Genomic DNA, 21,106 nt, shown 5'->3' on the forward strand with positions numbered 1-21,106 from the left:
TTCCTTTGAATTAGCCGAGAGCGATCTGCACCTTGCAGGCGGCGGTGCGGTCGCCTGCCTGCTGGAAGGCTTCGAGCGCCTCATCGATCGGGAATGTGTGGGAAAGGATCGGTCGGACATCGATCGCGCGGCTGCCGATCAGTTCGACCGCCCGGGCGAATTCCGCGTGGAACCGTTGCGAGCCGCGCCAGACGATCTCCTTGCCGACCAGCATGTTGACCGGGACGGACAGTTCACCGGTGACGCCGACCTGCACGATGGTGCCGCGTGGTTTGACGCACTGGAATGCTGAGACAAGAGCGGGGCCGGCAGCCGAGCATTCGAATACGATATCGAACGTTCCCTTGTCCTTCTGATAGGGGGAAAGCGCATCGGGCTTCGAAACGTTGATGGTCTCGTCCGCGCCCATGGCCGGGCCGCGCGACAGGGCTGCATCGGCAAGGTCGGTGACGGTTATCCGCGCAGCACCCGCGTGACGGGCAGCTGCGACAACCAGCAGGCCGATCGGTCCGGCGCCGGTGACGAGAATAGTCTTGCCGGAAAGATCACCGGCCTGGGCAACCGCATGAAGGCAGACGGCAAGCGGCTCGGCACAAGCCGCTTCTGCGGCAGACGCATCGCCTTCGATCGGAAAGCACTGGATCGCTGGAACGATCAGCCGTTCGCGGAACATGCCCTGTTCATGGGGAAGGCGCATGGCCGATCCCATGAATTTCATGTCGAGGCAATGGATCGGTTGGCCGATCTTGCAATAGTGGCAATGGCCACAGGGCTGAGACGGGTTGACGGCGACGAGTGTGCCGGGTGCAAGTCCGGTAACGCCGGTACCTACCGCCTCGATGAAGCCGGAAGCTTCGTGGCCACTGATAATCGGTTCGCGCACCCTGACCGGGCCGAAACCGCCATCCTGAAAGTAGTGGAGGTCGGAGCCGCAGATGCCGCCCCAGGCCATTTTCAGCCGGACCTCGCCAGCGGCGGGTTCGGGGCATTCCTGCGTTTCGACCTTCAGGTCCTGTTTGCCGTAAAGACGAACGATCTTCGTCAACATGGTGTCATGCCTTCGATTGGGAATGGAATGCCTGCGCCGTCAGCCGGCGCAGGCCGAATTCTTAGCGGATCAGACCCATTTCGGTCGGCAGCCAGAGCGTGACGGCTGGGACGAAGGTGATGATGATCAGCGCAACGAAAAGCGGCACCAGCCAGGGCAGGATGGCGATCGTCGTGCGCTCCACCGACAGTTTGGCGACGCGCGAGAGGACGAAGAGCACCATGCCAAGCGGCGGATGGAGCAGGCCGATCATCAGGTTCAGCGTCATGATCAGGCCGAAATGCACCGGATCGATGTCGAACTGCAGCACGAGAGGCAGCAGGATCGGCACAAGGATGGTGATTGCCGCGATCGTATCGAGGAAGCAGCCGACGAAGAGCATCAGCAGGTTGACAAGGATTAGGAAGACCCACTTGCTGTCGGTAAGGCCGGTAATGGCCGTCGAAAGCAGCTGTGCTGTCTGGCTGACCGTCAGCAACCAGGCGAAGACCGAAGCTGCAGCGACGATGAACAGGACCGAAGCCGTGGTCTCGACCGTATCCATCGTCGCTTTTGCGAGGCTTCTGAAGGTCATCGTACGATACCGGACGAGACCGAGGAACAGCGACCACAGCACGGCTGCGACGGCGGCTTCCGTCGGCGTGAACCAGCCCATCGTCATGCCGCCGATCAGGATGACCGGGGTCATCAGCGCCATCACGGCCGAGAAGTCGAAATACCAGTCGCAGGCAATCAGCACGACCAGCGCAATCCCGACCGCGAGATTGAGCGACAGGCCGAACAGTGTCAGCAGATAGATGCCGAGCGGCACCATCATCACGACGATGACTTCCAGAGATGCTCCGAAGATTGTCTTCAGGCTGAACGGCGTGTCCGAACCCCAACGCTTGACATAGGCGAAGACGGCGACCGTAATCATCATCAGGACTGTCATGACGACGCCCGGGATGATGCCGGCCATGAACAGCGCGCCGATCGAGACGTTTGCCATCATGCCGTAGATGACGAAGGGCAGCGACGGCGGGAAGATCGGCCCAAGCGTAGCCGAAGCGGCGGTGACGCCAACTGCGGCCTCTACCGGATAACCGTGGTCCTTCATCGCCTTGATTTCGATCGTGCCGATGCCGGCCGCATCGGCAAGCGCCGTGCCTGACATGCCGGAAAAGACCACCGAGCCGATGATGTTGACCTGCGCCAGACCGCCCTTCATCCAGCCGACGAGCGCGACTGCGAAGGAGTAGATGCGGCCGGTGACGCCTGCGACGTTCATCAGGTTGCCGGCAAGGATGAAGAAGGGGACGGCAAGAAGCGGAAAGCTCTCGACGCCGGCGATCATGCGCTGGGCGGCGATGATGTCAGGGGCGACGCCGTAGATGACGATATAGGCGAGCGACGATGTCGCCATAGATACGGCAACGGGGACGCCGAGCAGCATCAGCGCCAGAAAGGATCCAATAAGCAGCAGCATGTTCAGCCCTCGCTCTGGAAGGCTTCGGGCCGCTCAAGCACCGAATAACCACGGCGCATATTGGCAACGAAGACCTGGATGGAACGCAGCAGCATCAGGACGAATGCCACCAGAACAGAGTAGAAGACGATGTCGCGAGGGAGATCGACAGTGACCATTTCCTCACCCGCGACGACTTCCATATAACGCCACATCAGCCACGAGCCGTAGGTGAAGAAAGAGATGCGGATTATATCGACAAGGGTCGCCATCACGCGGGTCAGGCGCGCGGGAAGATAGTGATAAAGCACGTCCACCTGGATGTGGCGCGACATCCGCACACACATGACGGAGCCCAGAAAGACCACGCCGATCAGGCAGTTGACGGCGATTTCCTCGGTCCAGGCATAACTGTCGTTGAGGACGTAGCGGGTAAAGAATTGCAGGAAGACGCAGCCCGTCATCAGCCAGAAGAGGCCGAGCGTGATCCAGTCTTCGAAGGCGTAAATCTTGAGATCGACGTCGACCGGGGCCTCGTCGAAGGTATGCGCTAGCTCCTCAGGAGTGACCTGAGTGTGAATTTCCGGTGCTGTCGACATGAGTGTGTCCCATTCAAGAGAAGCCGGCGCGGTCTTTTGTCGACCGCGCCGAACGGGATCATTGGATGGCGCGGATCGCTTCCCAATCGGACTTTTCGTAGCCGAAGTCCTCGAACTTCACCTTCTCGAGAACGTTCTTCTCAAAATCGGCCTTGTCGACTTCGACGACATTCAGGCCGCGCTTCTTGAAATCGTCGACCAATGCTTTTTCGCGGTCCTCGATGATCTTCGTGGTTTTCGCTGCAGCTTCCTGCATGACTTCGCGGAAGATCGTCTTGTCTTCATCCGACAGGCTTGCCCAGCGGCTCTTGGAGATGACGGTGTTGAGGTGGTCGACGATATGGCCGGAAAGCACGATGTTCTTCTGCACTTCGAAGAACTTCTTGGCTTCGATCGTGGTCAGCGGGTTTTCCTGCGCGTCAACCGTGCCGTTCTGCAGGGCGAGATAGACTTCTGCAAAGGCGATCGGCGTAGTGTTGGCACCGCAGGCGCGTGGCATGGCGAGATAGGCCGGAACATCCGGCACGCGCATCTTCACGCCCTTCAGATCGGAGCATTTGGTGATGGCGGTGTTGGATGTCGTGTGGCGCGTGCCGTAATAGCTGACGGCGGTGATGACGTTGCCGGTCTTGTCCTCGTAGCCCTTGGCGAGGCGCTTGAACACGTCGCTCTTCGTGTAGGCGATCAGGTGGCTCGGGTCACGGAAGATATAGGGGAAATAGGTGACGCCGATCGGCTTGAAATCGCGGGCCGCGAAGCTGGAGCCCGAGATGATCATGTCGACGGTGCCGAGCTTCAGGCCCTGGTTGATATCGGCTTCCTTGCCGAGCTGGGAAGCTGGATAGACGTCGATCTTGTAACGTCCATTGGTGCGCTTGGCGATCTCCTGAGCCGCCCAGACCGATTCCGTGTGGAAGGGTTCGGATGTCTCGTAGACATGCGCCCATTTCAAGGTGGTTTCCGCATGCGCGGTCAATGCCGACGCCACGACGATAGCCGCTGCACCGAGCAGTGTCTTCAATCTCGAACTCATTCTGTCCTCCCGAATTGCGTTCAGATTACTCCCTGACCGGCCGCCTCCTCGCGGTCTCGATCACTCCTCTCTCGTCGGCTCCTCTCCGAAGCTTTCCGAGAATCTCTTTTGCGACAGCGTCAGATGCATGCGCATCGCCTCGCGTGCCGCTGCCGGATCCCGCGCTGCCAGAGCATTGCGGATGATCCTGTGTTCTTCCAGCGCCGCTCGCCACGTGTGCGGCCCCTCGAAATAGCTCGCGAGCTTTTCGAAGAAGGGCGAAGAGCGTTTGTCGTAGATCAGGCCGATAAAGACATTCAGCGACGAGTTGCCGATGATATCGGCGATCGCCGTATGGAAGGCCCGGTCGAGCGCCAAGGCTCGCTCCGAGTTTTCCAGCGCGTCTTCCATCTCTTCAAGAATCAGGTCGAGGCTTCGGATGCCGGTTTCATCGACATGCCTTGCGGCCTCTTCCGCAATTGCACTTTCGATGATGCATCGTGCCTGCAGAATTTCGAATGGAGCTTCGCTATCGTCTGCGGCCAGGATTTTAGTGTCACCGGCTACTCTGCGGTTCACGTAAACGCCCGAGCCCATGCGGATCTGCACAAGCCCTTCGACCTCCAGAACGATCAAGGCTTCTCGAACGGTAGGGCGTGATACGCCCAGTCGTTCGGCCAGCTCGCGTTCGGCCGGCAGCCGTTCTCCGACCGGGATTTCTCCCGACTGAATGAGCGTACGAAGCTGTTCCGCGGCCTGGCGATAAAGCCGGCGTGGTTCAAGCGCGACAAACATGAAAACCTCCTGACGCGTCTCTCCTCCCGCGTCATGTGGTCAGATTGTCTTACCAATTATCATTCGTCAAGTGCGTTCCTCCCAGAAACTTGTTCATGCCGGCATGGAGACGCCATAGGCGCCGGAAAGCTCTAGAAAGGCTGCTCTCGTGACAGGATCGAGCTCGACGCCGTTGGCTTCGCGATGTCCCGCGACTTTCCATTCGCGATCGCCGGGTGCCATGACAAACGCCTCGGCACGGGCCGGCGAGGTCCGCAGCGTTTCCACATAACGCTGCATGCCGGCTTCGAACGTTGCCCTATCGACAAAAGCCTCGGGCTGGATTGCGATGACGAAGGCACCGAGCTGGCGCGGCGTCTGCATGTCTTCTCCCATCATCGAAGGGATGTCGAAGCTGAGGCGCATGCCCGTGAGCACGGCGCTGAAGATTTCTGCAATGCCGGCAAGGCCTGCGCCCTTGAAGCCGAACGCGTCGCCAAGAGGGGCAAGCATCTCGGTGAGATTAGGGTCGGTCGTATTGATGCCGGCTTCGTCAGATGCGACACCCTGCGGAAGTTGCGTTCCTGTGCTGCGGTAGAGCAGCACGCGGTTAAAGGGGACTGCGCTGGTTGCCATGTCGAGCAGCCACGGGTCGTCACCCGCGACGGGAACGGCCATCGAAATCGGATTGGTGCCGTGAAAGCGCGAGGCGCCGTCATGGAGCCGGACGAAGCTGTCCGAGTTGCAGAACGAGAGGCCGATCAGCCCCTGTCTTGCGGCCTCGATGGAAAAGGCGCCTGCAGCGCCAAAGTGGGAATTGTTGCGGATGCCGACCGCGCCGATGCCGAATTTCTTCGCAAGGTCTATCGCTCGATCCATCCCGGCATAAGCGCCGACCGCACCTTGTGCGTGATCCGCGTCCAATGTCTCGACAGCTCCAAAGCCTGACACCTTCTGAACGTTCGGAGTCTTGTTGAGCCGGCCGCCTTCCAGAGCCTTGACGTAGTGAGCCAGCAACCGCACGCCGTGGCTATCCACGCCGCAGCGTGTGGCATGCATCATGGCCCGCGTCGTTGCATTCGCGGTCTCTTCATTCGCGCCGCAACCTTTCAGAATGTCGCGGCAAAACCGGTCGAGATCCGAAAGCGAGACTGTCTGATGTGAGGCATCCATGGCATTTCCTCAAGATTATGTCTTTTGTGTACACTAGACATTCGTTTCCGCGAATGCAAATGAATGAAGACGGTCGGTTGCGATTTTCGCTGGTGCGACACTTCGGGAGGCAGGGACATGACGGAGGAGCCGAGTGATGCCGTACCGGGGCGTTCTCCCAAGCTCTATCAGCGCGCTTTGGCAGTGGTCGCGTCGGAAATCCGCTCGGGTGGGTGGCATGACGCCGCAAGGCTGAACGAAACCGCTATTGCGAAACGTTTCGGGATCAGCAGGGCTCCGGCGCGACAGGCATTGATGGAATTGGAGGCGCTGGGGCTCGTTCGCAAATCAGGCGGGCGAGGATATCAGGTCGTCGCCGGAGTCGGTTCCGCAAGCCATGAAGCTGGCAGCCCCGCCTATCTGCCCACCCAGGAGGATATTCAGCTTCATTTTCTAGCGAGCTGGGAACTGATCTATCGTCAGGTGGAAATGAACATCGTATCGCGCACGTCGATCGCCAGCTGGCGCATCAATGAGGTCGCGCTGGCGAAATCCTTTGGCGTGAGTCGCACCGTCGCCCGCGAGGTGGTGGCGAGATTGCAGCAGCGCGGCATCGTCAGCAAGGATGATGCCGGTCGCTGGCATGCGCCTGCACTGACCGCTAGGCACGTCAGCCAACTCTACGAATTGCGATGGACGCTCGAACCGCTTGCGCTCGAACAGGCTTTTCGACGGCTCCCGGAGAGCCTGCTGCCGGTTTTGATGCGGGATCTGGAAAGCGCCATTGAAGCCGGTGATGCAGCAGATGGCGCGATGCTGGATGCGGTGGAACAGCAGCTTCACGGCCAGTTGCTAGGTCATTGCGACAACGCCCCCCTGATGCAGGCGATCAGCCTGCCGCAGGCGATCCTCGTGGCTCATCACCGCCTTTATCAGCCCAAGGCGCCGTTCATCGAAGACGAGCCGTTTCTGCTGGAGCATGCCGAGGTTTTCGAGCGCCTGATGGCTGGCCGGATTGAAGATGCCGGCGCGGCACTGGCGAGCCATCTGAAAATTTCGCGGGATCGCGCGATGCTGCGCATCGCCAATGCCGCCCGCAACCTTTCGCCGCCTAATGTGCCCTATCTGGAGCGTCTGGGCGACGCTGAATTCAATCTGTGACAACGATCATCGGGAGGAGCCGACATTGAAGATCAAGTCTCTGGAACCATTCATCCTTCATCTGCCGCTGACATCGGCGTCGATCTCCGATTCGACCCACAGCATCACCCATTGGGGTGTGGTCGGCGTGGCGATCACCACCACGGATGGGCTGACCGGTTATGGTTTTACCGGTACCCATGCGCATCTTGCGTCCGACCGGCTGATCACTGCCTGCATCCGCGACTGCTATGCCCCACTTCTGATCGGCGAGGATGCCAATGACCACCAGAGGATCTGGACAAAGCTTGCCCGGCATCCTTCGCTGCAATGGGTCGGTCGGGCCGGTATCACCCATCTTGCGCTTGCCGCGGTCGATGTCGCGATCTGGGACCTGAAGAGCAAGAAGGCCGGCCTGCCGCTCTGGTCCTATCTCGGTGGTGCCAGAACCGAACGGCTGGAGGCCTATAATACCGATATCGGCTGGCTGTCCTTCTCGCTCGACGACCTTTTGTCCGGTTCAGCCCGTGCGGTCGAGCAGGATGGTTTTACCCGGATCAAGCTGAAGGTCGGTCACGACGATCCGAATGTGGATGTTCGTCGGCTGGAATCGGTTCGCAAGCGGCTGGGAGCGGATATCCGCATCGCTATCGACGGAAACGGCAAGTGGGACCTGCCGACCTGCCAGCGTTTTTGCGAACAGGCCCGTGATCTCGATATTTACTGGTTCGAGGAGCCGATGTGGTATGACGATGTCGAGAGCCACAGGCTGCTCGCGCGATCCTCGACCATTCCGGTGGCGCTCGGTGAGCAGCTCTATACGGTCGATGCCTTCCGCAGCTTCATCAGCGCCGGGGCGGTTGCCTATGTGCAGCCCGACGTGACGCGCCTTGGCGGTGTTACCGAATATATTCAGGTCGCCGATCTGGCGCTGGCGCATCGCCTGCCGGTCGTGCCGCATGCCGGCGAGATGAGCCAGGTGCATGTGCATCTGAGCTATTGGCATCCGGCCTCGACAATTCTCGAATATATCCCCTGGATCAAGGATCACTTCGAGGAACCGGCGGATGTCGTCGGCGGTGTCTACAAACGGCCTGAGCAACCCGGTGCCGGGACGACAGTGCTGGCCGAAAGCTTTGCGCGGTTCGGCAAAAGTCTCGCCTGACAAGCAGAGGTCAAAAACAGATCTGCCGCCCGGAGGCGGCAGATTAGGGAGGGGCTCGCGCCCCATCCAAGCCTTGGGAGGCTTATTCGGCCGGCTGCAACTGCGCCGTCTTGATGTCGCTGGTACGCGACGACAGGGCAGCGTCGAGCATGTCCTTGTCGAGTTCGCCTTCCCAGCGTGCGACTACGATGGTGGCGACGGCGTTGCCGACAAGGTTGGTCAGCGCGCGGCATTCCGACATGAAACGATCGATGCCGAGGATGAGCGCCATACCGGCGACCGGAACCGACGGAACGACCGAGAGCGTGGCGGCCAGCGTGATGAAGCCCGCGCCAGTAATGCCAGCAGCACCCTTGGACGACAGCATCGCGACCAGCAACAGCAGGATCTGGTCGGTGAGCGACAGATCGATGCCGGTAGCCTGGGCGATGAACAAAGCCGCCAGCGTCATGTAGATGTTGGTGCCGTCGAGGTTGAAGGAATAACCGGTCGGAATGACCAGGCCGACAACCGAGCGCTTGCAGCCGGCACGTTCCATCTTCTGCATCAGGTTCGGCAGGGCTGCTTCCGAGGAAGACGTGCCGAGCACGAGCAGCAGTTCTTCCTTGATATAGCGGAGCAGGGCGAAGATGGAGAAGCCGTTATACTTCGCCACGGCACCCAGCACGACCACAACGAAGAGCACTGCGGTGATGTAGAAGGTGAGGATGAGGAAGGCGAGGTTGGCGACAGAGCCAATGCCGTATTTGCCGATCGTGAAGGCCATGGCGCCGAATGCGCCGATCGGTGCGGCTTTCATCAGAATGGCGACGAGACGGAACACCGGAGCGGTAAGCGCCGTCAGGAAATCGGTGACCGGCTTGCCGCGTTCGCCGACCATGCCGAGAGCGATACCGAACAGGACCGAGAAGAACAGAACCTGGAGAATGTCGCCCTGGGCGAAAGCGCCGACGATCGTGTCCGGGATGATGTTCATTAGGAAGCCGGTGATCGTCGTCTCATGCGCCTTGGTGGCATAAGCGGCGACAGCCTTGCCATCGAGCGAGGCCGGGTCGATGTTCATGCCGGCGCCGGGCTGCAAGACGTTGCCGACGATGAGGCCGACGATGAGGGCCAGTGTCGAGAATGTCAGGAAGTAGATCATCGCCTTGCCGGCGACGCGCCCGACCTTTTTCAGGTCCGACATGCCGGCGATGCCGGTGGCAACAGTCAGGAAGATCACCGGAGCGATAATCATCTTGACCAGCTTGATGAATGCGTCGCCAAGCGGCTTCAGGCTCGCGCCGAAATCGGGCCAGTAATGTCCGATCAGCATGCCGGCGATGATCGCGACGATGACCTGAACATAGAGGTGGCGATAGAAGGGTAGGGGAGCACGCGGCTGCGTGGATGCGGGTACTTCAATCATAGTGTCCTCCATCGCGCCGCAACCAACGATCTGGCTCTTCCCGGGCGCATTGATGTCGAAACGAAGGCAGCAAGAGGCGTGCCAGTTTGTCGCCTGCGACATAAGGTCTTGATTACTATTGCTTAAATTGCGTTTAGTCATTTCTATGTTAGTATTTGAGCGATTTTCCGCACGGATGGATTTGCGTGTGGTGCGGATTTATGCTCAATTGTTTTCGTGCCAATACGTCAAGTCATCGCTTACTCGCCGGCAATGCGCCGAACCTGGATCGTTTTCGGTCTGGTCTGTGTTGTCGCCTGCGCTGCCGTATTCTACGTCGCGGGTATTTACGGACGAGCCTCGGCCCTTTCGGCGCTGTCCATGCAGGGCCGGACAGAGGCGAGCCTGAAGGTTGCTTTGCTGCGGGCTGTTCTGGAGCGCCCGCGGGCGCTGCCTCTGCTTCTGGCGCAGGATCGCGATGTTATGGACGCACTTTCCAGCGATGATCCGGCGGCAAGAATTGCCCTCAGTCGCAAACTGGAGAACCTGATCGATCCGACAAAGGCTGCGGTGATTTATGTCGTCGCGGCTGATGGTATCGCGGTCTCGGCCAGCAACTGGCGCGAAGAAAAAAGCTTTGTCGGCAACGATTACACGTTCCGCAGCTATTTTTCCCGCGGCATGTCCGAAGGCGGCGCGGAGCATTTTGCGCTTGGTTCCGTCAGCAATCGACCGGGACTCTATATCTCCTACCGGGTCGGCCCTGCGGACAAGCCGCTCGGCGTCGTCGTGGCCAAGATGGAATTCGACCAGCTGGAGGCCGATTGGCGCGATACGCAACGGCCATCCTTCGTGACCGACGACAATCATGTCGTACTGGTCACGACCATACCGTCCTGGCGTTTCATGACCACCGAGCCGCTAGCGCAATCGAGCCTGTCGTCCATTCGCGAAAGTCTGCAGTTCGGTGACGCCCCTCTTCTGCCCTTGCCGATGACAAGGCTTGAGACACTGGCACCGGATGCCGACATTATAAGGGTGCTGCTTCCGGGCGGTGGGCAAATCCGTTATCTGCAGATATCGGTGCCGGTCGTCTCGACAGGCTGGCATTTCCAGTATCTGCTGCCGATCGACGGTCCGGTTGCGGCCGATATGCGCGAATTCCGGCTGATCGGTGCATTGGCGCTTTTTGTGCTGTTGGCCGTTGCGGCCGTCTGGATACGCCGTCGGCAGATGGCGCAGATGATGATCGTGCGGGCCCAAGCTGCCCGTGAAGAACTCGAGCGACGTGTCGACGAACGGACGCGCGATCTCAGCCTGACACGCGACAACCTGCAGGCGGAGATTTCCACTCGAAAATCGACCGAGGTCAAGCTGCAGGCGGTGCAGCAGGACCTGGTTCAGGCCAACCGGCTGGCTATCCTGGGACAGGTTGCCGCCGGCGTCGCACACGAAATCAATCAGCCGGTTGCCACCATTCGTGCCTATGCCGACAATTCCAAGGTTTTCCTTGAACGGCAGCAGATACAGCCGGTGAAGGAAAATCTCGATCTCATCGCCACGCTCACCGACCGGATCGGTGCCATCACCGACGATCTCAAGGCGCTGGCGCGCCGCGGCCGCACTGGAGCCGAGCCCGTATCGCTTGGCGAAGTGTTCGAAGGCGCCGTCATGCTGTTGAAAAGCCGGTTCACCGGGTCGCTGGACATGCTCGATATCGAGCCGATCGCGGAGGATCTGGAGGTTAAGGGGAGTCGCTTGAGGCTGGAGCAGGTATTCATCAATCTGTTGCAGAACGCGCTTGAAGCGGTCGAAGGGCGTGAAACGGGGCGGGTTTCCGTTTCGACACTTGTGACGGGCGAGACGGTCACAATCAGCGTTGCCGATAACGGTCCGGGCATCGCGCCCGACATTCTGGCGGAACTGTTCCAGCCGTTCAACTCGTCGAAAGACAAGGGTCTGGGCCTCGGCCTGGTCATCTGCAAGGACATCGTGGCGGACTACGGCGGCCAGCTTGATGTGAAAACCGGCGAGACCGGGACACGATTTACCGTTCATCTGAAGAGGGCCTGAGCAATGGCTGCACCCGCGTCTGTTTTTCTCATTGATGACGACAAGGATCTCCTCAAGGCGACGGCCCAGACATTGAGTCTTGCCGGTTTCGACGTTCGGCCGTTTTCGACCGGCAAGGAAGCGCTGTCCCAGCTCGACGACAGTTTTCCGGGTGTGGTCGTCTCGGATATCCGCATGCCCGGACTGGACGGATTGCAGCTGTTCGATCGGATTTCAGGTTTTGATCGCGAGTTGCCGGTCATTCTGATAACCGGTCACGGCGACATACCGATGGCGGTCAAGGCGATCCAGAGCGGGGTCTACGACTTCCTCGCAAAGCCGTTTGCAGCCGAGCGATTGATCCAATGCGTCAGGCATGCGGCGGAAAAGCGCGGTCTCGTGATGGAGAACCGGCGGCTGAGGGCGGTGGGGTCGGAGGCCGATGATGGTCTGCCGCTGATCGGCCAGACGCCGGTCATGGAGCGGTTGCGCCATATGCTGCGCCAGATCGCCAGTACAGATGTCGACGTGCTGGTGACGGGGGAAACGGGTAGCGGTAAGGAGGTCGTGGCGAGCATTCTTCATTCATGGAGCAGACGATCGACCGGCAACTTCGTCGCGCTGAACTGCGGCGCGCTTCCTGAACAGGTGATCGAGAGCGAACTTTTCGGTCATGAGGCCGGTGCCTTTACCGGTGCGCAGAAGAAGCGCGTCGGGCGGATAGAGCATTCGAGCGGTGGGACGCTGTTCCTCGACGAGATCGAGAGCATGCCGCTTTCCACCCAGGTGCAGATGCTGCGGGTTCTGGAAATGCGCGAGGTCACGCCGCTCGGCACCAATGAGGTGCGACCCGTGGATCTGCGCGTCGTGGCTGCCTCCAAGGTCGATCTCGGCCATCCGGATCAAAGATCCATCTTTCGCGAAGATCTTTATTACCGGCTGAACGTGGTGACGTTGACAATCCCGCCGCTGAGGGAGCGACGGGACGATATTCCGCTTCTGTTCAATTATTTTGTCAGAAAGGCCGGGCGACGGTTTGATCGTGAGGTTCCCGACCTGCCGCGCGCTGTCGTCGATCACCTGAGGGATCATTCGTGGCCGGGCAACGTCCGCGAGCTTTCTCATTATGCCGAAAGATTCGTGCTCGGCCTTGAACCGTCCATAGCGGCGCCGCGCACCGATTCTGCCAATGGCGCCGGTCTGCCGGAGCGTCTGGAGCGCTACGAAGCGGATATCATCCGCGAAACGCTGATCGAATTCGGCGGCGACGTGCAGCAGACAATCGCAGCGCTCGGTATTCCGCGCAAGACATTTTATGACAAGCTTCAGCGTCATGGAATCGTTCGTATAGACTACGCCGAACGGCGCTGAAGCCGCTGTAAATGCAAGGATTTCTCTGGCTCGTATTGCGGCTCGAAGATGAGTGGTCATCTTCGCTCGTTCTAAAATGATGCGGAAAAGACGGTTCTCGGAAACACCTGGTTAAGGTTTTCTTTTTATTAACAGAGACCGGTGTGATCACGTTATTTGATGGTTTCGCGTACATGCATTTTCCGCCTTCCCGCAAAGACATTTCCCCAAGCGAAAACGCGAATTGGAGCGACGAACAGGAGTTCGTGGCGGCCAATGACGCGGAGCAGCCTCTGCCGTTACCGGAGCCCATCCCGGCGGTCGAGCTCGACCCCGAAAAGCTTCCGACCTGGCAGCGTGCGTTCATTCTTGCGCCCAATGTGCGTTTCACCCGCACGCCGGGCCGCAGCCCCGCCAGACCGGAATCGGAAACGGACGATGCGGCAGAAGATGCCGGTCATGTGGGCGGCCTGACCTCCGTACACGCGCCGCAGCCGGTCGCTGTCCCCGTCAGCAAGGGCCATCCGGCTCCACACCATGTAAATACAGGCTCCCAAGTGAATAATCTCCAGCGCCGGATCGGCAAGGCTTTCGCGCCAGCGGCTTCCGTCTCGCAGCCGATCGAGGCAGCCATTCAACGGGTTGTCGAGCAGCCGATATATCGTCAGTCGAGTGTTACAGCCGCAGTGCTGCCAGAAATTGTACCCGTTGCAAACGCACCGGTTCGTCGCGCGACGTCCATTCCGGATCATCTCATTTGGGAGATGATGAGCCTGGGTGCTTCGGAAAACGTCGAGCAGAAAGCTTCGCCGCGGGTTCTTCCGGCCGTCCAGCCCTTGCCGAAGCCGGTTTCCGCCGCACTTAAGCCGACCGTCACCCGCTTCGTGCCGCCTGCGCCAATGCCGGCCGTCGTTGCGGCCGCGCCGGTGATCGTGCCCGTCGTTCACGAAGCTCCGTCGGCCATCGACCTTTATCGCCAGATCGCGATCAGGCAAATCGCGCCGGCACAGACGACCATCGAGCCGCTGTCTGTGCCGTTTATCGATGCTGCCGCCTATGTTACGCCAGCCGAAGCTGTGGTTGAACAATCCGTAGCGGCTATCGAGCCGATCGAGATCCAGCCTGCCGCACCGGTGGTTGCCCGCAAGCCGCGCGTCCTGCAGTTCGCCGATGACTACACGTTCCCGGAAATCGATCTGCTGCAGCCGCCGGCCCCGCTCGAAGAAGAAACGATGAGCCAGGAGGCGCTCGAACAGAGCGCCGGGCTTCTCGAAAGCATTCTCGAAGATTTCGGCGTCAAGGGCGAGATCATCGATGTTCGTCCCGGTCCGGTCGTAACACTTTACGAATTTGCTCCGGCACCAGGCGTAAAGTCCTCGCGCGTGATGAACCTGTCGGACGATATCGCCCGTTCCATGTCGGCGCTGTCTGCCCGTGTTGCCGTTATTCCCGGCCGCAACGTCATCGGCATCGAACTGCCGAATGTGGTGCGCGAGACCGTCTATCTGCGCGAACTGGTCGAGAGCAATTCCTATATCGGCACCGACTACCGCCTGCCGCTCTGCCTCGGCAAGACGATCGGCGGTGAGCCGGTCATCGCCGAACTCGCAAAGATGCCACATCTTCTTGTCGCCGGCACCACCGGTTCGGGCAAGTCGGTCGCCATCAATACGATGATCCTGTCGCTGCTCTACCATCTTCGCCCGGAAGAATGCCGGTTGATCATGGTCGATCCTAAGATGCTGGAGCTTTCCGTCTATGACGGTATTCCGCATCTGCTGACGCCTGTCGTTACCGACCCGAAGAAGGCGGTTCTGGCGCTGAAATGGGCCGTGCGCGAGATGGAAGAGCGCTACCGTAAGATGTCGCGTCTCAATGTCCGCAATATCGACGGCTTCAACGCCCGCGTCTCCGAAGCGCGCAATCGTAATGAAACGATCATGATCAACGTGCCGGTCGGCTTCGACCGCAGCACCGGCGAGCAGATCTTCGAGGAACAGGCGCTCGACCTGACGGCGCTGCCCTATATCGTCGTCATCATCGACGAAATGGCCGATCTTATGATGGTTGCCGGCAAGGAGATCGAAGGCGCCGTACAGCGCCTGGCGCAGATGGCGCGTGCCGCAGGCATCCACCTGATCATGGCGACCCAGCGTCCCTCCGTCGACGTCATCACCGGCACGATCAAGGCAAACTTCCCGACCCGCATCTCCTTCCAGGTGACGTCGAAGATCGACAGCCGCACCATTCTCGGCGAACAGGGTGCCGAACACCTTCTCGGCCAAGGCGACATGCTGCACATGAAGGGTGGCGGACGGATCTCCCGTGTCCATGGTCCCTTCGTCTCGGATTACGAGGTGGAGAAGGTCGTCGCGCATCTGAAGACCCAGGGCCAGCCATCCTATCTCGGCAGCGTCACTGAGGATGAGGAAGACGACGGTATCGAGGAAGAAGAGGATGTAGCCGTCTTCGACCAGAGCTCGATGGGTGCCGAAGACAATGGCGACGATCTTTATGAGCGTGCCGTCAAGATCGTCCAGCGCGACAAGAAATGCTCGACCTCCTATATCCAGCGCCGCCTGTCTATCGGCTACAACCGTGCCGCCTCGCTGGTGGAGCGGATGGAAAAAGAAGGCCTTGTTGGCGCCCCCAACCATGTCGGCAAGCGCGAGATCCTTGGTCCGCAGCAGGTACAGCCGCGCTCCGGCGAGGAGTGATAGCCATCGGAGAGCCGCCTAGGCGGCTTTCCATTTCATCAGCGATCGTTCGAGCATCGACAAAAGATCGAAGACGAGGATCGCAAGGGCGGCGACGAGGAGCGCTCCCTGCAGGATGAAGGCAAGATTGTTGGAATTCAGTCCGGCAATGATGACTTCACCCAGCGTCTTGGCTGCGACCGTCGAACCGATCGTTGCCGTGCCGAACCCGATCACCGTGGATATCTTGATGCCACCGACGATCATCGGCAGGCTGAGTGGCAATTCCACCTGCCAAAACGTCTGGAGCGCGGTCATGCCGTTACCCTTTGCTGCGTCGGAGATCGCCCGCGGCACCGTCGTCAGGGCCGTCATTGTGTTCTCGAACACGGGCAGCAGGGCGTAGAGAAACAGCGCGACCAGCGTCGGCCCGTTGCCGAAGCCCATGGCGGGAACGGCAAGTGCCAGCACCGCGACCGGCGGGAAGGTCTGGCCGATATTGACCACCGTTCGGGCAAGCGGCAGGAATTCAGCTCCGAATGGCCGGGTGACGAGAATAGCGAGCGCAACGGCAACGATCGTCGCGGCGCAGGTCGCGAAAAATACCATCCTCACATGCAGAAGCGTCAGCGATGCAAGGCTTCCCTGGTTGTAGATCGCCGGGGCATTGGCCTGCACCAGAGGCTTGAACAGGAATTCGAAGCTTTCGGGCGAAACCAGAAAAGCGATCAACAGAGAGAGGAGAATGAGACGGGGGATAAGCGGCCAAAACTTCATTGTGGTCTGATCGCCTGACCGAGCAATGTTTCGAGACGGACGCGGCCAAGCTTCGCCCCATCTTCGGCCGTCACGGGCAGGACCTGCGCACCGGCCCACATCAATGCGGCAAGCGCCTCCTGTTGGGTCTTGTCGATGCCGATCGGCTCGCCGGGTGCGTCGCCCGGTTCAACGACAGAAGCGATCGTGCCGAGCGACAATAGCCGGAAAGGGCGGTCGAATGTGCCGACAAGTCCTTCGACGAATGGCGTTGCCGGTGTTTTGAGGAGATCGATGGGATGCCCGTATTGCAGGAGTTTTCCCTTGTCCATGACGGCGATGGTGTCGCCAAGATGGAAGGCTTCGTTGATATCGTGGGTTACGATCACGATGGTGGTGCCGAACCGTTTCTGGATTGCCAGCAGCTCGTCCTGGGCGGTGCCCCGGAGGACGGGGTCGAGCGCGCCGAAGGGCTCGTCCATCAGAAGGATTTTTGGCTCGGCCGCAAGTGCGCGGGCGACACCGACACGTTGCTGCTGTCCGCCCGAAAGCTGATGCGGATAACGGTCGGCATAAAGAGCGGGATCGAGCTGGAAGAGGGTCAGCAGTTCCGCAACCTTGGCATCGATACGTGACCTTTCCCATTTCAGCAGCCGTGGAACCGTGGCGATGTTCTCCGCTACCGTGCGATGGGGAAACAGGCCGTGGCCCTGGATTGCGTAACCGATCCGACGGCGCAGCTCGTGACCCGGAATGCCGCGCGTATCTTCCCCGCCGATCAGGATCGCGCCTTCGTCCTGCGAGACGAGCTGATTGATCATGCGCAGCAGCGTCGTCTTGCCTGATCCAGATGTGCCGACCAGGACGGCGATCGAACCCTCGGGAACCGAAAAACTGACGGCATCAACGACGGCCTTGCCGCCATATCGCTTTGTCACGGACTGGATGTCGATCATGCGGAACGGGCCTCCGTGCCCGGAGAGGTGCTGAAATCGACCAGCGCACCAAGAATGATCGCGGCGATAAAGGACATGGCGACCGTCGGGAGGGCACCGAGCAGGACGAGGTCCATGGCCGACTGGCCAAGGCCCTGGAAGACGAAGACCCCCATGCCGCCGCCACCGATCAATGCGGCAATCGTTGCCATTCCGATATTCTGGATGAGGACGATGCGGACGGCCGCAAGCAGGCTCGGGAAAGTCAGTGGAAATTCGATCGATACGAGTCGCTGCATGTCGGTCATACCGGCGCCACGTGCCGCATCATTTGCCTCGCGCGGCACGTTTTCGAGGCCGGCGACCGTGTTGGCGACGACCGGCAATAGGGAATAGAGCACGAGCGCGACAAAGGCGGGCGCGACGCCGATGCCGGCAATGCCGATCGCCGACGCGCCCGGGATGTTTGCGGCGATCCATCCGAGCGGCAGGATAAGCAGACCGAAAAGCGCAATCGACGGCACGGTCTGGAGGATATTGAGTGTGTTCAGCGCGCTGGCCCGCAGCCATTTTACCCGATTGCACAACACGCCGATCGGCACTCCCAGAACAAAGGCCAGGCACATGGAACCGAGCGCCAGCGTGACGTGCCGTCTCATCTCCGCCCAGAACGCATCCGAACGATTGGAGTATTCCTTGATCACCGAGATTTCGGAGAGAATGCCGGAAGCAAAAATACCACCGATAACGATCGCTGCGATCAGCAGAAGCAGCAGCCGAAACTGAGGCGAGGGCTTCAGTCTGGCAATCACGTCGATCGTCGCGAGAGAAAGGCCGAACAGCAGCAGCCAGAAGCCCGATCCGGGTGAAACGCGCGCGTAACTATTGCCGGGCGGCAGTTGGGCATGCGCTGCCCCGCCGAGTGCCAGTATTGTTGCTGCCAGAGAGACCATCGTGATGACAAGCTTGACGCCGGTCGGCAGGCGGAAGATCAGAGACAGGGCGACGAGCAGGAGTGCAAGTGTCAGGGCCGTGCCGGCCCAGGGGGCAAGCGATTCCGCCAGCGAGCGGCCCTGTCCCTGCAGGATCCGGTTCGGCTTCACCACCACGAAAGGCAGGAAAAGCGTTGCCGCCAGAACGATGGCAGCCATCAGCATGCCCGTTTTCTCAAGTCCTGCCCGCAACGCCGTCGTTCCCTCGCTCAGGGCTTACTTGATGAAGCCGTTCTTTTTCAAAAAGTCCTCGGCGACGGATTTTGCCGGTTCTCCACCGACCTGAACGCGGCCGTTCAGCTCCTGCAAAGTCACAAGATCCAGTTTCTCGAAGACGGGCTTCAGCAATTCCTCGATCTTCGGGTTCTTGGCGAGCGTATCCTGGCGGATGATCGGTGCAGGCTGATAAACGGGCTGCACCTTCTTGTCGTCTTCCAGCACGACCAGACCCGATGGAGCGATACCGCCATCTGTGCCATAGACCATTGCCGCATTGGCGCCGTTCGTCTGGTTCGCCGCAGCTGCGATCGTCGCCGCGGTGTCACCGCCTGAGAGCGTGATCAGCTGTTCCGGCTTGAATTTGAAGCCGTATGTCGTCTGGAAAGCGGGGAGGGCGGCGGCTGAATTGACGAATTCAGATGAGGCCGCCAGCACGATTTTTCCGCCGCCGCTGACAAATTTGCCGAGATCGGACAGCGTCTTGAGGCTGTTTTCCTGTGCGACATCCTGGCGAACGGCGATGCCCCAGGTGTTGTTTGCCGGGGATGGGGTGAGCCAGACGATCTTGTTGGCTTCGAGATCGAGCTTCTTCACCGTTTCATAGGCCTGCTTCGGGTCTTTCCAGGCGGGATCGTCGGCCTTTTCGAAGAAGAATGCGCCATTGCCGGTATATTCGGGGTAGATATCGATCTCGCCGGCGGTGATTGCCTTGCGCACAACGGGCGTTGCACCGAGCTGAATACGGTCGGTTGCCTGGATATCGTTTGCCTGAAGAACCGAAAGAATGATGTTGCCAAGGACACCGCCCTCGGTGTCGATCTTTGACGAAACGACCACCTGCGCGGAAGCGGCCGTGGCGGATAAAGACAAGGCCAGCAGCAGGCCGGAAAACTTCTTCGTGAGCGACATGGGGTCTTCCCTGAACGGTGGCCGGTCTTGATGCCGGCGCATGAGTGATCGAGCTACCGGACCAATAGGTAGTGCAGGCTCGTCTCGTGTCGAGGATGTTTCGACTACCCAACCCCTGTTCGGGGAAAACGTTAGTTCTTTATCGTGGCAAGTGGTGGAAGCCTCACGCCATGCCGTATATTCACAGCTCTCGGCAATAGTTTAGAATCGACCGGAAAGGGAAATTTCTCCCCGGCGGCTCTATTGGTTATCATGTGGCACCGATTCTGGGGCCAGTTAAATGTATGCGCTATAATCTCGCAGATTTGCCATTGCATCGGCTCTTGGAGCCGGTCTGCCGAGCGACTGCGGCGATGACACGCCTGGATGAGCGCGTCTCTCGATCGGCGGTCGGGCCGGGATGGATCGAGCGCTCACATTTCATCGATGCCGTCGCCTCTCTCTGGATCGACGGCGAGCTTGTTCATCTGGAAGATCTTGTTCTGCATGATGCCGCGATGGGCATTCGTGTCCCGACCCATGAACTGACGATTGCATACGATATCCTGCGTACGCGACGACGGATACTGGAGCACGATCCGAGCTGGGCGCTCAGTCGCGAGGGTCTGAGCCAGTTGCGCGGGAAGTCGGCAGATCAGCATTCGGCCTCGTCCATAGAAAAACCCCTGGAGATAAAGTCGATAGAGCCGGAGGATGTGGAGGATCCACTGGCACGGTATCTGGCGGAGATCGATGCGGTGGTTGCCAGAAGCGAGGCCGCACTTTCGCAGGTGCTAAGCCCATCGCCACCGAGCTACACGAAGGAGCGTGTCCCGTTTCTTTATGAGCCCGATTGGAACGAGGATGAAAGGCTTGCCGAATGGCAGGCCGTACTCGAAAAAAGTTTGGGCTTGCCGCCGGTTCTGCGTGCGGTGCTTCTACTGGATGCCTGGAACCAGTTGCAGGTGCTGCAGCATGCACCGTGGTTAGGGCGGTTGCTCGCCGCATCGCTCCTGAGGAAAGAGGGCGTCACGGTTGCTCATCTTGCCGCATTCAATCTGGGGCTGAAGCAGGTCGGGCGGGAACGCCGCACAGACCGGCAGCAGACTGTTCGCCTGCTTGCCTTGCTCGATGCGATCACCGAAGCGGCCGAAACGGGATTGAAGGAACATGACCGTCTTGTGCTCGCGCGGCAACAGATGCAGCACCGGATTGCCGGACGACGTCAGTCCTCGAAACTGCCGCAGCTTGTCGATCTTGTTCTGTCCCGCCCGATGGTTTCGTCGGGCATGATTGCAAAGTCCCTTTCCGTCACGCCGCAAGGAGCTTTGAAGATCGCTTCGGAACTGCAATTGAGAGAGTTGACGGGCCGAGGCCGGTTTCGTGCCTGGGGTATTCTGTGAGGGCGTGCTGCTCGCATGGCATGCTGACCACGCAGGCGGATGTTTCAATCCTGACCTTCTCGCATTCATCAGGGCCTGAAAAAGAAGGGCG

Annotated in this window: 17 protein-coding genes; 6 read left to right on the plus strand and 11 right to left on the minus strand. The window is 59.9% G+C overall.

What is annotated here, in order from left to right:
• Positions 1 to 10: 10 nt before the first annotated feature.
• The 6 genes from FHP24_RS14300 to FHP24_RS14325 form a co-directional block, all read right to left on the minus strand.
• Positions 11 to 1,048, minus strand: coding sequence for an L-idonate 5-dehydrogenase (locus FHP24_RS14300; protein ID WP_139676853.1), 1,038 nt, complete (start codon positions 1,046 to 1,048; stop codon positions 11 to 13).
• A gap of 61 nt (positions 1,049 to 1,109) precedes the next feature.
• Positions 1,110 to 2,516 carry a TRAP transporter large permease gene (locus tag FHP24_RS14305; RefSeq protein WP_139676854.1) on the minus strand — a complete coding sequence of 469 codons (1,407 nt, stop codon included), beginning with the start codon at positions 2,514 to 2,516 and terminating at the stop codon, positions 1,110 to 1,112.
• 2 nt (positions 2,517 to 2,518) lie between these two features.
• Positions 2,519 to 3,094 (minus strand): TRAP transporter small permease, encoded by a 576-nt coding sequence (locus FHP24_RS14310; RefSeq protein WP_139676855.1) that lies wholly within the window; start codon positions 3,092 to 3,094, stop codon positions 2,519 to 2,521.
• A 58-nt stretch (positions 3,095 to 3,152) separates the two neighbouring features.
• Positions 3,153 to 4,127, minus strand: coding sequence for a sialic acid TRAP transporter substrate-binding protein SiaP (locus tag FHP24_RS14315; protein WP_139676856.1), 975 nt, complete (start codon positions 4,125 to 4,127; stop codon positions 3,153 to 3,155).
• A 60-nt stretch (positions 4,128 to 4,187) separates the two neighbouring features.
• A complete protein-coding gene (locus tag FHP24_RS14320; protein ID WP_139676857.1) occupies positions 4,188 to 4,901 on the minus strand; it encodes a FadR/GntR family transcriptional regulator in 714 nt (237 codons plus the stop codon).
• A gap of 93 nt (positions 4,902 to 4,994) precedes the next feature.
• Positions 4,995 to 6,053 (minus strand): Ldh family oxidoreductase, encoded by a 1,059-nt coding sequence (locus tag FHP24_RS14325; protein ID WP_139676858.1) that lies wholly within the window; start codon positions 6,051 to 6,053, stop codon positions 4,995 to 4,997.
• A gap of 117 nt (positions 6,054 to 6,170) precedes the next feature.
• Here FHP24_RS14325 and FHP24_RS14330 point away from each other — a divergent pair, with 117 nt between their 5' ends.
• Complete coding sequence (locus FHP24_RS14330) at positions 6,171 to 7,193, plus strand: GntR family transcriptional regulator (protein WP_180355995.1); 1,023 nt, start codon at positions 6,171 to 6,173, stop codon at positions 7,191 to 7,193.
• A gap of 25 nt (positions 7,194 to 7,218) precedes the next feature.
• Positions 7,219 to 8,337 carry a mandelate racemase/muconate lactonizing enzyme family protein gene (locus FHP24_RS14335; RefSeq protein ID WP_139676860.1) on the plus strand — a complete coding sequence of 373 codons (1,119 nt, stop codon included), beginning with the start codon at positions 7,219 to 7,221 and terminating at the stop codon, positions 8,335 to 8,337.
• Positions 8,338 to 8,419: 82 nt separating this feature from the next.
• Here the strand turns inward: FHP24_RS14335 and FHP24_RS14340 are convergent, their stop codons facing one another.
• Positions 8,420 to 9,745 carry a dicarboxylate/amino acid:cation symporter gene (locus FHP24_RS14340; protein ID WP_139676861.1) on the minus strand — a complete coding sequence of 442 codons (1,326 nt, stop codon included), beginning with the start codon at positions 9,743 to 9,745 and terminating at the stop codon, positions 8,420 to 8,422.
• A gap of 252 nt (positions 9,746 to 9,997) precedes the next feature.
• On the opposite strand from FHP24_RS14340, the gene FHP24_RS14345 reads away from it, so the two are divergent.
• From FHP24_RS14345 to FHP24_RS14355, 3 genes are all read left to right on the plus strand, one after another.
• Positions 9,998 to 11,797 carry a sensor histidine kinase gene (locus FHP24_RS14345; protein ID WP_139676985.1) on the plus strand — a complete coding sequence of 600 codons (1,800 nt, stop codon included), beginning with the start codon at positions 9,998 to 10,000 and terminating at the stop codon, positions 11,795 to 11,797.
• A 3-nt stretch (positions 11,798 to 11,800) separates the two neighbouring features.
• Positions 11,801 to 13,147, plus strand: coding sequence for a sigma-54-dependent transcriptional regulator (locus FHP24_RS14350; protein WP_139676862.1), 1,347 nt, complete (start codon positions 11,801 to 11,803; stop codon positions 13,145 to 13,147).
• 245 nt (positions 13,148 to 13,392) lie between these two features.
• Positions 13,393 to 15,843, plus strand: a complete 2,451-nt coding sequence (locus FHP24_RS14355) for a DNA translocase FtsK (RefSeq protein ID WP_394344618.1) — start codon at positions 13,393 to 13,395, stop codon at positions 15,841 to 15,843.
• Between the two features lie 18 nt (positions 15,844 to 15,861).
• Here FHP24_RS14355 and FHP24_RS14360 read toward each other — a convergent pair whose 3' ends face one another.
• From FHP24_RS14360 to osmF, 4 genes are read right to left on the minus strand one after another with little or no spacing between them, the layout of a single operon-like run.
• On the minus strand, positions 15,862 to 16,599 hold the full coding sequence (locus tag FHP24_RS14360; protein WP_139676863.1) for an ABC transporter permease: 738 nt from the start codon (positions 16,597 to 16,599) through the stop codon (positions 15,862 to 15,864).
• Entirely contained in the window at positions 16,596 to 17,534 is a 939-nt protein-coding gene (locus FHP24_RS14365; protein ID WP_139676864.1) for an ABC transporter ATP-binding protein, read from the minus strand. The genes FHP24_RS14360 and FHP24_RS14365 overlap by 4 nt, the downstream gene beginning before the upstream one ends.
• On the minus strand, positions 17,531 to 18,670 hold the full coding sequence (locus FHP24_RS14370) for an ABC transporter permease (protein ID WP_139676865.1): 1,140 nt from the start codon (positions 18,668 to 18,670) through the stop codon (positions 17,531 to 17,533). Before FHP24_RS14370 ends, FHP24_RS14365 begins: the two co-directional genes overlap by 4 nt.
• 51 nt (positions 18,671 to 18,721) lie before the next feature.
• Positions 18,722 to 19,633 (minus strand): glycine betaine ABC transporter substrate-binding protein OsmF, encoded by a 912-nt coding sequence (osmF, locus tag FHP24_RS14375; protein WP_139676866.1) that lies wholly within the window; start codon positions 19,631 to 19,633, stop codon positions 18,722 to 18,724.
• A 284-nt stretch (positions 19,634 to 19,917) separates the two neighbouring features.
• Between osmF and FHP24_RS14380 the strand changes: the two genes are divergently transcribed.
• The gene (locus FHP24_RS14380; RefSeq protein ID WP_139676867.1) at positions 19,918 to 21,015 is read left to right on the plus strand and encodes an RHE_PE00001 family protein; all 1,098 of its coding nucleotides are present in this window, start codon (positions 19,918 to 19,920) and stop codon (positions 21,013 to 21,015) included.
• The last annotated feature ends 91 nt before the right edge of the window (positions 21,016 to 21,106 follow it).

The sequence above is a fragment of the Aliirhizobium smilacinae genome (assembly GCF_006335145.1).
In the GTDB taxonomy this organism is placed as follows: Bacteria; Pseudomonadota; Alphaproteobacteria; order Rhizobiales; family Rhizobiaceae; genus Neorhizobium; species Neorhizobium smilacinae.

What these genes read in the sequence shown, in the direction of transcription:
- FHP24_RS14350 (WP_139676862.1), top strand. Translation starts at nt 11,801, where the DNA reads ATGGCTGCACCCGCGTCTGTTTTTCTCATTGATGACGACAAGGATCTC.
- FHP24_RS14310 (WP_139676855.1), bottom strand. Translation starts at nt 3,094, where the DNA reads ATGTCGACAGCACCGGAAATTCACACTCAGGTCACTCCTGAGGAGCTA.
- FHP24_RS14380 (WP_139676867.1), top strand. Translation starts at nt 19,918, where the DNA reads ATGCGCTATAATCTCGCAGATTTGCCATTGCATCGGCTCTTGGAGCCG.
- FHP24_RS14300 (WP_139676853.1), bottom strand. Translation starts at nt 1,048, where the DNA reads ATGTTGACGAAGATCGTTCGTCTTTACGGCAAACAGGACCTGAAGGTC.
- FHP24_RS14330 (WP_180355995.1), top strand. Translation starts at nt 6,171, where the DNA reads ATGACGGAGGAGCCGAGTGATGCCGTACCGGGGCGTTCTCCCAAGCTC.
- FHP24_RS14305 (WP_139676854.1), bottom strand. Translation starts at nt 2,516, where the DNA reads ATGCTGCTGCTTATTGGATCCTTTCTGGCGCTGATGCTGCTCGGCGTC.
- FHP24_RS14320 (WP_139676857.1), bottom strand. Translation starts at nt 4,901, where the DNA reads ATGTTTGTCGCGCTTGAACCACGCCGGCTTTATCGCCAGGCCGCGGAA.
- FHP24_RS14360 (WP_139676863.1), bottom strand. Translation starts at nt 16,599, where the DNA reads ATGAAGTTTTGGCCGCTTATCCCCCGTCTCATTCTCCTCTCTCTGTTG.
- osmF (WP_139676866.1), bottom strand. Translation starts at nt 19,633, where the DNA reads ATGTCGCTCACGAAGAAGTTTTCCGGCCTGCTGCTGGCCTTGTCTTTA.
- FHP24_RS14315 (WP_139676856.1), bottom strand. Translation starts at nt 4,127, where the DNA reads ATGAGTTCGAGATTGAAGACACTGCTCGGTGCAGCGGCTATCGTCGTG.
- FHP24_RS14365 (WP_139676864.1), bottom strand. Translation starts at nt 17,534, where the DNA reads ATGATCGACATCCAGTCCGTGACAAAGCGATATGGCGGCAAGGCCGTC.
- FHP24_RS14325 (WP_139676858.1), bottom strand. Translation starts at nt 6,053, where the DNA reads ATGGATGCCTCACATCAGACAGTCTCGCTTTCGGATCTCGACCGGTTT.
- FHP24_RS14340 (WP_139676861.1), bottom strand. Translation starts at nt 9,745, where the DNA reads ATGATTGAAGTACCCGCATCCACGCAGCCGCGTGCTCCCCTACCCTTC.
- FHP24_RS14345 (WP_139676985.1), top strand. Translation starts at nt 9,998, where the DNA reads ATGCGCCGAACCTGGATCGTTTTCGGTCTGGTCTGTGTTGTCGCCTGC.
- FHP24_RS14370 (WP_139676865.1), bottom strand. Translation starts at nt 18,670, where the DNA reads ATGCTGATGGCTGCCATCGTTCTGGCGGCAACGCTTTTCCTGCCTTTC.